Genomic DNA, 15,759 nt, shown 5'->3' on the forward strand with positions numbered 1-15,759 from the left:
AAATGGAAAGGGAGTTCATTAACCAACCCTCCAAGGGTTCCAAAACCCTTGGAGGGTTAAAAACCCATCGATTGGTCAGTATTGATGCACTTCGTGGATTCGATATGTTGATGATTTGTGGTGCGGATGCTTTTTTCAGAAGTTTTGAAGGGAAGACTTCTTGGGCTTGGTTGGATGGAGTTGCGCTGCAATTCGAGCATCCTGAATGGATTGGGTTTACCTTTTATGATTTCATTTTCCCTCTTTTCCTGTTTGTTGCGGGAATTTCTATTCCGTTTTCCCTTGGAAAATTAAGAGAAGCTAACGCTCCAAAAGCTCAGATATACCGAAAGGCCTTTTGGAGAATGATGATCCTAATCGGGTTGGGGATTTTGGATAAGAATGCTCCTTTTCCATTTTTTGACTGGGAGCAAATCCGACTTGGAAGCGTGCTTGGGCGAATCGGAATTGCGGGTTTTGTGACTGTGGTGCTATTTATGAATTTCAATACAGCCAAACGTTTATTCATAGTAGGAGGGATCTTACTTCTCTATTATGCGGCTGTGTTTCTGATTCCAGTTCCAGGTTTTGGTGCAGGTGATTTAAGTTTTGAGGGAAATTTGATTGGCTGGTTTGATCGGACTTTTCTGCCGGGAAGGTTACTTCAAGGCCAATTTGATGAACTGGGAATTTTGACAACGTTTCCGGCGATTTGCTTGACCATTTTAGGAGCTCATGCAGGAGAGATTTTGAGGAAAGCCAATGTTTCCGAAAACAACAAACTAAAGGAATTGGTGCTGACCGGGATGATTTGCATTGGCATTGCGTTGGTTTGGAACATTCATTTCCCAATTTTCAAGCGGATGTGGACGAGTTCATTCATTATGCTTACCGCTGGAATGGCATTCCTGTCCATGGGTTTGTTTTACTTGATCATTGACATTTTCAAGTTTCAAAAGTGGGCCTTCTTCTTTGTGGTTATCGGAATGAACAGTTTGACGATATACATGGTCTATCGATTTGTCAATTTCAGACATACATCCAGACTTTTGTTTGAGGGACTTTATAAGCCGTTGGGAGAAAATTGGTTTCCTGTGATGGAAAGTTTGGGGGCTTTGTTGTTGGTTTGGCTGTTCTTGTATTTCCTATATAGGAAGAAGATTTTCTTTAAGGTTTAGAGTGCTGAAAGCACGTCCTGTAAAAGCCCAGAATGCATTTCTGGGATTAAAAGACGAATAGTTTTCCAGAGTGCTGAAGGCACGATCAGTGTTTGAATTTATACAGTTCGCGCCTTCAGTGCTCAAAATGGAATCAGATTAAGTAACCCCAAATTGCATTTGGGGCTTTTACACGTTGCTCCTTCAGAGCAATTGGATAGATGTTTAGACCCAGTGCTAAGCATGTTCTGTAAAAGCCCTGCAGACAGGCCAGAATGTAACTCTGGGGAAAAACGTTAGGTATAAAAGATACCTTTAATAAAAATTATGACATTAAATGAACTTAATTAAATACTTAATTTTCAATTATCTATGAAATCATCCCGTCGATCATTTATAAAGAAAACTACCGCTATTGGAACAGTAGCTAGTTTAAGTTCACTGCCTTTTTCTCTGCTGGCAAATGCCAAAGACCATCCCACCAAAATCGGAATAATAGGACTTGACACCTCTCACTCACCTGCTTTTGCGAAGCTTTTTAACGCTGAAAATCCGAAACCTGAACTGGCTGGTTTTCGAGTAGTGGCGGCTTATCCTTATGGCAGTCGAGACATCAAATCCAGCATGGATCGAATCCCTGGATACATCGATCAGGTCAAGGAATTGGGAGTCGAAATTGTGGATTCAATTGAGGCTTTGCTTGAGAAAGTTGATGTGGTGCTGTTGGAAACTAATGATGGCAAACCTCACCTGAAGCAAGCCAGAGCGGTGTTTAAAGCCAAAAAGCCTGTATTTATTGACAAGCCTGTTGCGGGATCTTTAGCAGATGCAATGAAAATCTATGAGGAAGCAGAGGCTGCTGGAGTTCCCATGTTTTCTTGTTCGTCGCTTAGATATCAAAAAAACGTGCATGCTGTCCGCCACGAAAACAAAATCGGAAAAGTATTGGCTTGTGATGCGTTTAGTCCCGCTACACTGGAGCCCAGCCATCCTGACTTATTCTGGTATGGAATTCATGGAGTAGAAATTCTTTTTACTGCCATGGGTTCGGGCTGCGAATCGGTCACTCGATTTTCAACTCCAGATGCGGAAGTAGTCGTGGGAACTTGGAAAGACGGTCGAATCGGAACTTTCCGGGGAATGCGAAGTGGAAAACATGACTATGGGGGAACTGCATTTGGCACTGAAGGAAACCTGTTTTTTGGTCAATTTGAAGGGTATGAACCTTTGGTTGTGCAGATCGCAGACTTTTTTCGGACAAAAAAATCACCAATCGATCCTCAAGAGACGCTTGAAATCTATGCTTTTATGGAAGCAGCGGATGAAAGTAAGAGACGGGGAGGGGCAAAGGTAAGATTGGATTCGATATTGGTAGGTTGAGTTTGTTTAATCCGTCCTCATTAGTAGTTATAATGAATTTCATACACTCCAATAAATTTATTGGAATCCTGAAAGCCAAGTACGGATTTATGGGAAACTAGGAGAGAAAAAGACAAAAATGATTTGGATCCAAATCATTTCATTAATTTTATGATTTGTGTACAAATCAATATGTCAAAACTGAAAGCTAAAATACTGTTTGGTTTCAGCCTCCTTTTTTTGTCAACTCATCTAGCTGGAATTGCCCAGCAAACCTTCACCCGCGCCGATACCCTCCGGGGTAGCATCACACCCGAACGCGCTTGGTGGGATCTGAATTACTATCATTTGCAGGTTGAAATTTATCCTGAAACAAAATCCATAAAAGGTTCAAATACTGTTCGGTATCAAGTAGTAAATGAAGCTCAGGTTTTACAGATTGATCTACAGGAACCTTTGAAAATCACATCCGCAACACAGGATGGCCAATCACTTGAAATGCGAAAGGAGGGAGCTGCCCATTTCATTTCTTTGGTGAAAAAGCAGCTGCCTGGCAATTTCGAAGAGGTCATCATCAGTTATGAAGGTCAACCTAAAGAAGCGATTCGGCCACCTTGGGATGGAGGGATCACTTGGCAAAAGGATGCGAATGGAAAGCATTTTATCGCTTCATCGAACCAAGGAATAGGATCAAGCGTCTGGTGGCCGACTAAGGATCATCCGGCTGACGAAGTGGACAGTGTGCTAATCAGTGTGACAGTTCCTAAAGGTCTCATGGATGTTTCCAATGGCCAGTTAGTCGGAATCGATATGGGCACTTCCACCGATACTTTTCATTGGTCGGTTATCAATCCCATTAATGACTATGGAGTAAATATCAATATTGGTGATTACGTCCATTTTGGAGAAAAATACCAAGGGGAAAAAGGTGAGCTCGACATGGATTATTTTGTCCTAAGAGATAATCTCGAGAAAGCCAAAGTTCACTTTCAGGACGCAAGACGGATGATGGAAGCTTTTGAACATTGGTTTGGGCCGTATCCATTCTATGAAGACGGATTCAAATTGGTCGAAGCTCCTTACTTGGGTATGGAACATCAGAGTTCTGTGACTTATGGCAATGGCTATCAAAATGGCTATTTTGGCAGAGATCTCAGCGGCACTGGCTGGGGAATGAAGTTTGACTTTATCATCATCCACGAGTCAGGTCACGAGTGGTTTGCCAATAATATCACCTACAAGGACGTGGCAGACATGTGGATTCATGAAAGCTTTACTAACTATTCAGAAAGCCTCTTTTTGGATTATTATTATGGAAAAGAAGCCGGACAAGAATACGTCAGAGGTACTCGAATCAACATCAACAACGATCGTCCCATCATTGGGATCTACGGAGTAAATCAGCGGGGTTCGGGAGATATGTATTATAAAGGAGGAAATATTCTCAATACGCTACGCGAAATCATTAATGATGATGAAAAGTGGAGAATGATCCTCCGGGGCCTGAATCAGGAATTTTACCATCAAACGGTCACTACGCAGCAGATTGAGAATTACATTTCGCAAAAAGCCGGAATTGATCTTTCCCCATTCTTTGATCAATACCTCAGAAACAGTGCAGTGCCTATATTGGAATATTATTTCTCAGACGATCAGACACTGAATTTCCGCTGGGCAAATTGCATCGCTTCTTTTGATATGCCTGTGGATATGGAATTAGGTGAAAAGAAAATGCGCATCAATCCAACGACACAGTGGAAAAAGTTGGCGGTAAATCAGAAAACTGATGTGACAGTGGACCTCGATTATTATGTGGGGAGCTTGAGGGTTAGATAAGAGGGAGTTGGAAGACCGTAGACAGAAGACTGAAGCAAAATTCAACCGTCCTTGAAATTAAATTAATATTTTGAGTGAATTGCCATATGTATGAGATTCGATTCTATCTCTACCTTTTACACCTGCATTTCCCCACCTAAAAGGCTGGTTCAAAATATCATATAAACAAGGCTTGCAGACTGACTATTTTTATTCAACTTCAGTCAAACCATATCATCCTTATGAGAAATTTCTTCTTTTTCACTCTTCTAATTTGTGCTTTATCGTCTTGCAGTAAATCTGAAACTACAGAAGACCAATCCAATCGTCAATTTGTTGACGTGTCTGGAATTGATCCCGACATCAAACCTGGCGACAACTTTTTCATGCATGTGAATGGCAGATGGTACGACACGGCCAAAATTGCTGACGATCAAGTAGGGGTGGGGTCCTATTCATTTTTGAATATCCCGCAGCGGCAGCTTTTGGAAAATATCCTGGAGGAAGTTTCCGCCGAAACCCATCCAAAAGGAACCAATGACCAAAAAGTAGGAGACTTCTACGCCTCCGGAATGGCTACCGAAGTGATCAATGCACGTGGTTTCGAACCTGTTCGGCCAATTCTAAAGGAAATCGATGGAATTCAGGATATACCTAGTTTAATGGCTTTTGTCACGACGCAGATCAGCCGCGGGAACAATTCCATCATTGGAATGAATGTCTCTCCGGATCAGGAAAATAGCAGCATCAATATTTTGCATTTCAGTCAAGCCGGATTGGGTTTGCCGGATCGGGATTATTATTTCAAAACCGACTCCGCCACCATTGGAATTCAAAATGCATATAAAGTCTATATCTCAACACTTTTTGAACTGACTGGATCAAGTCAAGCCGATGCCCAAAAAAGTGCCAATGCTGTATATGCGATTGAAAAATCACTGGCTGAATCCCATAAAACCAGAATCGAACGCCGAGTAGTTAAGGAGAATTACAACAAAATGGCTGTTTCTGAACTGGATTCAAAAATGTCGAGAATTGGTTGGAGCAAAATACTGAATCAACTCAAACTGAAGGCCGATTCTGTGGATGTTCGTCAGCCTGCATACTACATCAAACTCAATGGTTTGCTGAATTCTGTTAGCCTTTCCGATTGGAAAACATACCTGAAGGCCAACTCTTTAGTGACTTATTCGAGCGTTTTAAGCGAGCCGTTTGAAGCGGCCAACTTTGAATATGAAAAAGTGCTCCTTGGCCAATCCAAACAACTGACTCGAGCTCAGCAAATGGTCAACAAAGTAGATCGTCAGTTGGGGTTTGCTTTGGGGCAATTGTATGTGAAGCGGTATTTCAATGAAGATGCTAAAAAACGTATTTCTGACTTGGTTGACAACTTGCAGATAGCCTTCGAAACCCGCATCAAGCAGCTGGATTGGATGGGTGACAGCACCAAAACGAAAGCGATTGAGAAGCTCTACGCCATCACTAAAAAAGTTGGATATCCTGATGTCTGGAGAACTTATGACGCAGTGACCATCGACCGGGAGAAGTACTTTGAAAATGTGGTGGCATTGATGGAAAACGACTATCAGTACCAAGCTGCCAAACTCAATAAAGCACCAAACAAGGACGAGTGGGGGACCACGCCTTCGACGGTTACCGCATATTACAATCCCTCTCTGAATGAAATCGTCTTTCCTGCGGGAATATTGCAATTTCCGTATTTCGATCTCTATGCGGATGATGCGATCAATTACGGAGGTATCGGCATGGTCATCGGTCATGAGCTGACACACGCTTTTGATGATCAGGGAGCGCAATATGACAAAGATGGAAATGTCAAAAACTGGTGGACGGATGCTGATTTCGCCAAATTCAAAGCGAAGACTCAGCAACTCACCGAGCGATACGATTCATTCACCGTGTTGGACAGCGTACCTGTAAAAGGGGCGATGACGATTGGAGAAAATACCGCTGACAATGGAGCGCTCTACATTGCTTACGAAGCCTTTAAACTCACCGAACAAGGACAGGATACCACCAAAATCGACGGTTACACGCCGGACCAACGCTTTTGTTTATCGATAGCCAGAATCTGGAGAGTCAAAACTCGGGATGAGTTTATGCGCAACTATGTGAATACCAATTCCCATTCCCCAGCAATGTGGCGTGTCAACGGCCCTCTGATGAACTTTGATCCATTTTACACCGCCTTCAATGTGCAGCCTGGAGATAAGAATTACAAGGCAGAAGAGGAGAGGATTAGGATTTGGTAGGAGAAATTGGGAAGTTGGGAAGAATGGAGGTAGGGAAGTAGGATAGGGTTATAGTTGTCGTGTTGGCTAGTGAATCGGATTCAAAATCCTTGGATAGGTAATTCGACATTGCAAATGTCGAATAGCGGAAGTTGTTGAGAGTGAATCTTTTTGCTAAAAAGTAGTTATAACAATGTTAGTACATTATATTTAGCTATGGTAAAGACGCTGACCAAACTCGGAAATAGTAAAGCATTGATTATTCCGGCAGAATTGATCAAAAAATACGGTTTGGATGAAGTTATTTTGGAGGAAAAGCCAGAAGGAATCTTAATCAGGTCGGCCAATGAACTGACTAGTTTTCAAAAGTCGGTGGATGAATTACGTCAATACAAAACTGAAATTTACAATCGAATGGAGCTTCAGGCAAATGAGCCTGAGACGATTGAATATTACAAGAAACCTGAAAACGATCTTTCTGATCTTGATTTAGATATTATTGAAGAATGAAACAGGGCGAAATTTGGCTGGTGGATTTTGCGCCTAAAATCGGACAGGAAATTGACAAAAAGAGACCTGCGATTATTGTAAATCACGATAGCATGGGAGTGCTTCAGTTAAAAGTAGTTGTTCCGATAACCGATGTTGGTCAATCAATCAAAGATTGGCATATCAAGCTTTCACCCAATTCCAATAATGGATTAAGGAAAGAAAGTTCAGCAGATTGTTTTCAGGTAAAATCAATTTCAAAAGAACGATTTGAAAGACGACTTGGCGTTCTTTCTCAAAATGAGCTTGATCTAGTGAAGCTTGGTCTGATGAAGGTTTTGGATTTGTTTTAATTCTTGGGAAAAAGACACTTGTTATTCTGATAAAAGTGATCAAGTAGCGGTCTGTGAGAAATGATTGATTTACGCCGTGACTCCAATAGCACAGAGTGGATCATTTATCATAATCGCCAGTGAAGTAACTAAATACAAGATAATGCCATCTGAATCAGCGAAGTACTCGGCTTTGACTACTCCGAAATAATCGCGGATTTCACCCAGTTTTTGGCCTTGTTTTACCAAATCTTCGAGCTTCACATCCGGATACCAACAGCCTTCCACCGTGGCTGTGCTCACGAGCATTTTCTTCAAAAACTCAACTTCATGCTGCTTGACCTCCCCTTGAAGCACGGAAAAAGAGCGAAGCACGTTTACAACAGCAGTTTTGTATTGATTGACTTCGTCTTGATTCCAACGTCCACATTGTCCCAATTCAGCCAAAAAACCAGGAATACCAACCTTGGCGGCAGCTCCGATTGAACTATTATCAGAGACCGAACCCACCACATATGGAAAACCAAGTAGGGCAGAAGCAATGCGCGATTGCTCCGAAAGTTCGGGACCTCCCAAAGTCGAATAAATCACAAAAGGAACCAATCCCTCGTGAATATCACCCCCGTGGAGATCAAGGTAGAAATCAGCAGCTTGCTGAAACTGATGGACTTGATATGCGATCCGTTCGCTTACCGTACCGGTAGCTTTTCCTGGAAAAACCCGATTAAGATTTTTACCATCAAATGGCCCATAATATTGCATTCGGGCTAAAAAAGCGGCAGGATTTACCGGATGAATGATCAAAATCGTCCCCTGGATTTCCGCTGGATTAATTTCATTTGCCAATTGAATTGCAGTTTCAATACATGGATATTCCCCGCCGTGGACACCTGCAGTTAACAAAATGGATTTTCCAGGCAATGCTCCATAAATAAAAGTAAATGGCATTTCTACGGATGTGCCAGGTACCGAAATAAATCCCCTTGTCTTTGAGGTGGGAGATGCTACTGTGCCGGTTGGAAAGTGGCTCTGAATTAAATCGATCATTTTATGATAATTCTATAGATGGCAATAATGCATGGCGCTAGTGACACATCCTGAGATGATTATAACCAAGCGATATGCCGATGAAAATTAATTGTAATCATAGGAAAAGATTATCTTTAAATCTATCACTGACAAAAAAAAGCTAATGAATAGAAAAGTCATTCCTCTGATTATGATCTTGTTTTCAATTTTTTTAACCTCTGTTACCGCTCAGGATAATCACCACTACCAAACCGATTTTACCAAGGAAGAATTTGCCGAACGCAGATCAAAAATTTTCACAGCCATTGGCAATAATGGAATGGCTTTAATTCAGGGAGCTAGCGGCCTGCCGGGATTTAGTATTTTCAGACAGAATAATACCTATTACTACCTGACAGGGCTTGAATCGCCTCATGCCTACTTACTCCTCAACGGAAAAAATAGGCAGGCCACCATTTATCTTCCTCATAGAGATGCAGGTACAGAGAGCAGTCAGGGCAAAGTGCTATCTGTAGAAGACAATGAATTGGTAAAACAACTAGTGGGAGTAGACCATGTAAAAGGAATTGAATTTTTGTCAGCCGATTTAGTGGGAACCGGTCTGATTCGCCCACCTGCTCCGGTTCTTTTTATCGAATTCAGTCCAGCCGAAAATGGAAATGACAGCCGTGATGAACTTCTCTATGCCCAAGCTAGATCAGCAGCTGATCCTTGGGATGGACAGCCTGCTCGAGAAGCATTGTTTATCCAAAAATTGAGAGAGCGTTTTCCACAATTTGAGATCCGTGATTTGTCACCTGTTCTGGATAGTATGCGAGTCATAAAAAGCCCAAAGGAAATAGAACTGATCCGAAAAGCCACACAGATTGCCGGTCTCGGTATCATAGAAGCCATGCGATCAACACAACCCGGAGTGTATGAATATCAGCTAGATGCAGCAGCTAAATACATCTTTCACCTGCACGGCGCCCGTGGTGATGGGTATGCTTCGATTATTGGTGGTGGCACCAATGCCTACATGGGCCACTATTTTCACAAAACCGATGTCCTGAAAGACGGTGATCTTGTCCTGATGGATTATGCTCCTGATTATCACTATTACACCAGTGATGTTACCAGAATCTGGCCTGTAAATGGCACCTTTTCTCCCGAGCAGAAGGAGCTCTATAATTTCATAGTTGCTTATCGAGATGCACTTTTCAGATACATCAGACCGGGTGTAACCTCCAATGAGGTAATCGACCAAGCGGCTATTGAAATGAAGCAATACCTGGTTGGGAAAAAGTTTGTGAAGCCAGCTCATTTGAAAGCGGTGGAAGAAGGAATAAAATTCCGAGGGCATTTTCAGCATCCGGTTGGAATGGCCGTACATGATGTAGGCCGAGTACATGGCATTCCATTAAAGGCTGGAATGGTATTCACTATTGATCCCATGATCTGGATTCCCGAAGAACGTCTTTACATCAGAATTGAAGATATGGCTCTGGTAACTGCAGATGGAGTTGAAAATCTTAGTGGCTTTGTACCCTCCCGTCTCGAAGACGTGGAAGCCACAATCAAAGAAAAAGGCATAATTGAATTTAGACCAGCTGCCGAATTACCGCTTAAAAAATAGGACCCATTAATAAAATCATGATGAAAAGCTTCCTACTGAGTTGTATACTTTCGTTTAGTACAATACTTTCTTTCGCAGACAATTACCCCAAAAATCCGAAGATCGATGTACTTAACTATGTATTTCGAATAGAGCTTTCAGATCAAAGCGATGAGATCAAATGTGAAGCCAACATCGACGTTCGCTATGTGGGAGAGGGGGTTCAAGTTTTACGACTTGATCTGGTAAAAGCCAGTCAAGAGTTAGGAAATAAGGGCATGACCGTAAGTCAAGTAATTTCAAATGGCAAAACATTGTCATTTACTCATGAAAAAGACTCCTTGCTGATCTACTTGCCAGAACCTTCAACAGCCCAACAACGCAGCACTTACACGATTACTTATTCCGGAATTCCCGCCACCGGACTCAAAATTGCCAATAACAAATACGGGGAACGTACCTTCTTCAGCGATAACTGGCCCAATCTAGGCAGGAACTGGCTTGCTATGGTAGATCATCCTTATGAAAAGGCTACCAGCGAATTTATTATTACTGCTCCTGCACATTATCAAGTGGTTTCCAACGGACTGAAAGTTGAAGAGACAGATCTACCAGAGGGACTGAGACTAACCCACTGGAAGCAATCTGTTCCTATTTCCTCCTGGCTTTATGTTCTCGGTGTTGCTCGTTTTGCGGTTCAATACGTGGACAAATTTGATAACAAATCCATTGAAACTTGGGTGTATCATCAGGATCGAGATGCCGGTTTTTATGATTTCGCAGAACCAACTAAACAGGCTCTGGAGTTTTACAGCAATTATGTAGGACCGTTTGCTTATGAAAAACTAGCCAACATTCAGTCCAACAGTGTAAGTGGTGGGATGGAAGCTGCTTCGGCGATTTTATATAGTGAAAATTCAGTGGTAGGCGACCGAAACGAACGATGGAGAAATGTAGTGATTCATGAAATCGCCCATCAATGGTTTGGAAATGCAGTCACCGAGTATGACTGGGATGATGTCTGGCTGAGTGAAGGATTTGCCACTTATTTTACGCTTTTATTTATTGAGCATGCCTACGGAAAAGATGCATTTCAGGCGGGACTTGCTGATAGCAAGCAGCGGGTCAATGCTTTTCACGCCAAAAATCCAGACTATCGAATAGTTCACGATAACCTTCAAGACATGAATCAAGTGACTACTTCACAAACGTATCAAAAGGGGAGTTGGATTCTTCACATGCTGCGTGGAGTAGTGGGCAATGAAAATTTCTGGAAAGGTATCCGATCCTACTACCACAAGTATATGAATAGCACAGCTACTACGGACGACTTCAGAAGAGAAATGGAAGAGGCATCAGGAATGGACTTGAAGGAATTCTTTGAGCAGTGGCTATATAAACCTGGTGCATTACAATACAGTGGTTCTTGGCAATACAATCAAAAAACAAAGGAAGTAAACATCAAATTTGACCAAATTCAGACCGATGGAAGTTTGTTTAAAATGCCTGTTCAGGTCGGTATTTACTCTTCTACAGGAAAATCAGAGATCAAAACTTTCCAGCTTAATCAAAAACACCAAGAGTTTTCTTTTCCCATGGACTCAGCACCGGTTTCCATCATCCTAGATCCAGAAAACTGGGTTTTGATGGATGGTAGCTGGGAGAAAAAATAGATTGAATCTATGGAGGGGAATAGCTAATTCTTCATCAAACTTTGAAACCATTAAAGAAACTATCAGAACACACCCTTTGAATAACGCGCTATTCTAAATGATTGGATTTATTTGGATTTCACTGGCTCTTCTAACCTTATGGTTTGGAGTTGTTTTGACGAAAGATTACCTGAACCATAAAAATACCCTAGAAAACAGTAGCTGGATAAAAACTTCTGCTATCGGGTTTGCTGTCAACTTTTTTGATGTTCTGGGTATCGGGGCATTTGCGCCTCAGACAGCCTTGTTAAAATTCACTAAGCAAACAGAGGATAAAGTCATACCTGGAACTATGAATGTGGCCAATACGCTACCTGTATTATTACAGGGATTGATTTTTATCACCATCATTGAAGTAGATCCATTAACCCTAATTACGATGCTGCTTTCTGCTATGCTTGGTGCTATTATTGGCGCAGGAGTTGTGTCAAAACTTTCAGAGCAAAAGATCAGGTTAACAATGGGGTTTGCTTTATTGGTCACTGCAGGATTTATGTTTGCCCGAAATTTGGAATGGATTCAAGGTGGGGGAGATGCCATTGGCCTTCAGGGTGGTAAACTTATCATAGCCATAGTAGGTAATTTTTTCCTAGGGGCATTGATGACTGCGGGTATTGGTTTATATGCTCCTTGTATGGCCTTAGTTTTTACATTGGGGATGTCACCACAAGTTGCTTTTCCGATTATGATGGGTTCCTGCGCTTTTTTGATGCCACCGGCATCCATTCGTTTCATCCGTGAAGGTGCTTACAATAGAAAAGCGGCAGTTGCAATGGCAATCCCTGGCGTAGTGGCTGTATTGATAGCGGCTTTTATAGTTAAATCTTTACCCTTAGATATACTCAGGTGGGTAGTAATAGTCGTTATTCTTTACACTTCCACAGTAATGTTACGTGCTGCTTATCTCAATACCAACAATAAATAGGTTAATAAGCTAAATGAATGCGGATGTCAGCAATCGGAGATGACTTTACTCATAGCTTTGATTTGTAATGGGCCTATCCCGCAACAACCTCCAATAAGATCAGCTCCCAAATCCATCCATTCTTTAACCATCATTTCACAGGAAGACAGATTCGTGAGGTTAGTCCATGTTTTGCTTTCGGCATGGTAGGTGGCTCCTGAATTAGGATATACAACTATCTTTTTACTTCCTGATTTAGTTTTGATGGATCGAATTAATTCTGAAATAAACTCCGGAGAGGTACAGTTAACACCAATAGCGAACACAGTAGAGTGGTGCGCAAAAAAGGAGGCACATTCTTCAATAGGTGTTCCATCACTGATATGCTTGCCATCTTTACAGGAAAAAGATACCCAAGCTGGTTTTTTTGCATTTTCTAATAATTCTGAAAGCACCTTTGCTTCCCGAAAATTTGGAATTGTTTCACAGGCCAAAATATCTGCTGCAGAATTATCAAGTAAAGTGATCCGTGGCTCATGGAAGTCTCTTAACTCCTGATCAGTGATCATGTAATCCCCACGATATTCAGAGCCATCCGCCAAGTAGGCTCCATAAGGACCAATACTGGCAGCAATCAAAGGTTTTGATACAGGTTTGTTTACTGAAAGAAAACGATTTCTCGCTTCTTCTGCCAGTTTAACTGATTTAAGGATTAAACTACTGGCTGAGGACTTGTCATAACCAATCGCCATAAACCCAGGAAGGGTAGCCTGGTAGCTGGATGTTATAATGCATTGCGCACCAGATTCAAGATAGCTGAGATGTGCAAAAATGATTGCTTCAGGATTTGATTCCAGCAGTTTCGCACTCCATAATTCTTGATTAAGATCACAACCTTGTCTTTCCAATTCATTGGAAAGACCGCCATCTAAAAGGAGTGGATAGGTTAAGGCCATTGATGAAAGGAATCAAGAAAATAATGTTGAACAAAAGTAGCATTTACTTTTTTGTTTCCAGAAAAGGAACCGGGCATATAAAATTCAAATTTAGTGGAATCAGGTCAATGGATGTGTACAGGCTGTAAACAGCAAATGTTTCAATTGTTATATAATTTATATTATGTTAAATAGAAAATCTCGATTCCCTTTCGGGATTCTTTTTTATCTTTCCTTCCTATTTCATCCACCAAACCTTCATCCTTTCCTAAATGTCAAATTGGCTTCCCCGACTTGGTTTATTCTTCGGTCCGATTTCATTTCTGTTGATTTATTTTTTTGTAGAGTCTGCTGGATTAAATCCAGCGTCTCAAGCCATGCTGGGTTTGGCTTGTTGGATGGCGATCTGGTGGATCACTGAAGCGATACCCATTGCAGCTACTGCGATTTTACCGCTGATCCTAATGCCGCTATTGGGAATTTTGAAAATCGAATCTGTCTCTGATAATTACATGCATCCTACAGTCCTTCTTTATATGGGAGGATTTCTATTGGCTACAGGAATTGAGAAATGGAATCTTCATCGAAGGATTGCCTTGAGTATTATCAATCTGATGGGAACAGATCTTCGCCGGATTGTCTTGGGTTTTGTTTTAGCCACTGGATTTCTTTCCATGTGGATTTCAAATTCCGCCACTGCCCTGATGATGCTTCCGATTGGTTTGGCTGTTGTGAATCAGTTCAAAACCCAACTTGGCCCCGAGAATGATGGTATCGCCTCCAACTTGGGAAAAAACATCATGCTCGGAATCGCCTATTCAGCATCTATTGGCGGAATGGCCACTTTGATCGGTACTCCCACCAATGCGATTTTGGCTGCAGTAATCAAAGAACTCTATAACTATTCCATTGGTTTTAATGAATGGATGCTTTTTGGTTTCCCGTTTGCGGTTGTTCTCCTGTTCATTTGCTGGTATTTTTTGATAAAATCAGCTAATCCATTGCCTCAAAGGCTTAATCTGGACAATATCAAATCGGTCATTGCTTATCAACTAAAGTCTCTCGGAAGAATGGGCTTTGAGGAAAAAGTGGTGCTGACTGTGTTTGGAATGGTTTGTTTTGCCTGGATCACCCGAAGCTTTCTTCTAGCAAAAATCTTCCCTCAAATTGATGATACCATCATTGTTCTCATCGGTGTAGTATTGCTTTTTATCCTCCCCTCCTCTCACAAAAACGAACGCATTTTGGACTGGAAAACAGCCGAAAGAATCCCTTGGGGCGTATTAATTCTATTTGGAGGCGGTTTGGCTTTGGCCGAAGGCTTCAAAGAAACCGGTCTTGCAGAGTGGATTGGAGGAGGTTTTACCTCGATTGACGGGATTGGTTTTATCGTGTTGCTTTTGATTATCGTTGCTTCAGTCAACTTCCTTACCGAAGTCACTTCCAATGTGGCGACGGCTTCGATGCTGCTGCCGATTTTGGCTTCAGTAGCGATCAAGCTCGACTTGCATCCTTTTGGATTGATGATTGGAGCAGCTTTGGCGGCAAGTTGTGCTTTTATGCTTCCGGTGGCCACTCCGCCCAATGCGGTAGTTTTCGGTTCGGGTTACCTCCAAATGCGTGATATGGTCAAAGCTGGTTTTCTGTTAAACCTTGTTTCCATTATCTTGATCACATTAATGGTGTATTTCTTACTTCCGCTGTTTTGGGGAATTGAGTTGGAGAAGTATCCTTTTTAATTCAGAAAGCTGAAGGTTGAAAGCTGAAATGTTCTGTTAGGTTGAGCACTATGCTGTGTCAGGTTGAGCGGAGTCGAAACCGGACTTCGACTCCGCTCAGTCTGACACAACCACCTGCCAGTTTGATCGAAGATTCCCGGTACCCAAAATTTCAAATCTCAAATTTCAAATTCCCTTTCCTTTCCACCCCTCAAACTGCCTATTTCGTCACATTTTTTTGATAAGCTTTGAGAGCTGTGCTAATCTTGGTTCAAGTTTTAGAAAACCTGAAAAACTAAACCAACTATTGAAAACCCCAAAGCTAAAAGTGGAACGTAAAAAAGTCTTCTATCTACTTATTGCTGCGGGGATTTTCTACAATCTATTCTTATGCTTTTCTAATAAGGAAGCCACAGAAAAAGGAAAGCCAAGCAACAAAGAAATTTCACTCTCTCCCAATATTAAATAGTCCTTACTTTACTCC

The 15,759-nt window shown here is 41.8% G+C and carries 12 protein-coding genes; 10 read left to right on the forward strand and 2 right to left on the reverse strand.

The window, feature by feature from the left end; translation table 11 throughout:
- The first annotated feature begins 2 nt into the window (after window positions 1-2).
- The 6 genes from ACK4HU_RS01150 (at window position 3) to ACK4HU_RS01175 (ending at window position 7,404) form a co-directional block, all read left to right on the forward strand.
- Window positions 3-1,157 carry an acyltransferase family protein gene (locus ACK4HU_RS01150; RefSeq protein WP_409802996.1) on the forward strand — a complete coding sequence of 385 codons (1,155 nt, stop codon included), beginning with the start codon at window positions 3-5 and terminating at the stop codon, window positions 1,155-1,157.
- Between the two features lie 351 nt (window positions 1,158-1,508).
- The gene (locus tag ACK4HU_RS01155) at window positions 1,509-2,516 is read left to right on the forward strand and encodes a Gfo/Idh/MocA family protein (protein ID WP_409802997.1); all 1,008 of its coding nucleotides are present in this window, start codon (window positions 1,509-1,511) and stop codon (window positions 2,514-2,516) included.
- Between the two features lie 171 nt (window positions 2,517-2,687).
- On the forward strand, window positions 2,688-4,331 hold the full coding sequence (locus ACK4HU_RS01160; protein ID WP_409802998.1) for a M1 family metallopeptidase: 1,644 nt from the start codon (window positions 2,688-2,690) through the stop codon (window positions 4,329-4,331).
- A 221-nt stretch (window positions 4,332-4,552) separates the two neighbouring features.
- The gene (locus ACK4HU_RS01165; protein WP_409802999.1) at window positions 4,553-6,583 is read left to right on the forward strand and encodes a M13 family metallopeptidase; all 2,031 of its coding nucleotides are present in this window, start codon (window positions 4,553-4,555) and stop codon (window positions 6,581-6,583) included.
- 195 nt (window positions 6,584-6,778) lie between these two features.
- Window positions 6,779-7,072 (forward strand): AbrB/MazE/SpoVT family DNA-binding domain-containing protein, encoded by a 294-nt coding sequence (locus ACK4HU_RS01170; RefSeq protein ID WP_409803000.1) that lies wholly within the window; start codon window positions 6,779-6,781, stop codon window positions 7,070-7,072.
- On the forward strand, window positions 7,069-7,404 hold the full coding sequence (locus ACK4HU_RS01175; RefSeq protein ID WP_409803001.1) for a type II toxin-antitoxin system PemK/MazF family toxin: 336 nt from the start codon (window positions 7,069-7,071) through the stop codon (window positions 7,402-7,404). The genes ACK4HU_RS01170 and ACK4HU_RS01175 overlap by 4 nt, the downstream gene beginning before the upstream one ends.
- A 69-nt stretch (window positions 7,405-7,473) precedes the next feature.
- Here the strand turns inward: ACK4HU_RS01175 and ACK4HU_RS01180 are convergent, their stop codons facing one another.
- Complete coding sequence (locus tag ACK4HU_RS01180; protein ID WP_409803002.1) at window positions 7,474-8,430, reverse strand: M14 family metallopeptidase; 957 nt, start codon at window positions 8,428-8,430, stop codon at window positions 7,474-7,476.
- 145 nt (window positions 8,431-8,575) lie between these two features.
- Between ACK4HU_RS01180 and ACK4HU_RS01185 the strand changes: the two genes are divergently transcribed.
- The 3 genes from ACK4HU_RS01185 (at window position 8,576) to ACK4HU_RS01195 (ending at window position 12,643) form a co-directional block, all read left to right on the forward strand.
- On the forward strand, window positions 8,576-10,027 hold the full coding sequence (locus tag ACK4HU_RS01185) for an aminopeptidase P N-terminal domain-containing protein (RefSeq protein WP_409803003.1): 1,452 nt from the start codon (window positions 8,576-8,578) through the stop codon (window positions 10,025-10,027).
- Between the two features lie 17 nt (window positions 10,028-10,044).
- Complete coding sequence (locus ACK4HU_RS01190) at window positions 10,045-11,679, forward strand: M1 family metallopeptidase (protein WP_409803004.1); 1,635 nt, start codon at window positions 10,045-10,047, stop codon at window positions 11,677-11,679.
- A 97-nt stretch (window positions 11,680-11,776) separates the two neighbouring features.
- Window positions 11,777-12,643, forward strand: a complete 867-nt coding sequence (locus ACK4HU_RS01195) for a TSUP family transporter (RefSeq protein WP_409803005.1) — start codon at window positions 11,777-11,779, stop codon at window positions 12,641-12,643.
- Window positions 12,644-12,669: 26 nt separating this feature from the next.
- Here the strand turns inward: ACK4HU_RS01195 and mmuM are convergent, their stop codons facing one another.
- Window positions 12,670-13,578 (reverse strand): homocysteine S-methyltransferase, encoded by a 909-nt coding sequence (gene mmuM / locus ACK4HU_RS01200; protein ID WP_409803006.1) that lies wholly within the window; start codon window positions 13,576-13,578, stop codon window positions 12,670-12,672.
- Window positions 13,579-13,829: 251 nt separating this feature from the next.
- Here mmuM and ACK4HU_RS01205 point away from each other — a divergent pair, with 251 nt between their 5' ends.
- Window positions 13,830-15,296 (forward strand): SLC13 family permease, encoded by a 1,467-nt coding sequence (locus tag ACK4HU_RS01205; RefSeq protein ID WP_409803007.1) that lies wholly within the window; start codon window positions 13,830-13,832, stop codon window positions 15,294-15,296.
- Window positions 15,297-15,759 lie beyond the last annotated feature (463 nt).

Origin of the sequence: Algoriphagus sp. (assembly GCF_046296635.1) — a bacterium.
Taxonomy (GTDB): domain Bacteria; phylum Bacteroidota; class Bacteroidia; order Cytophagales; family Cyclobacteriaceae; genus Algoriphagus.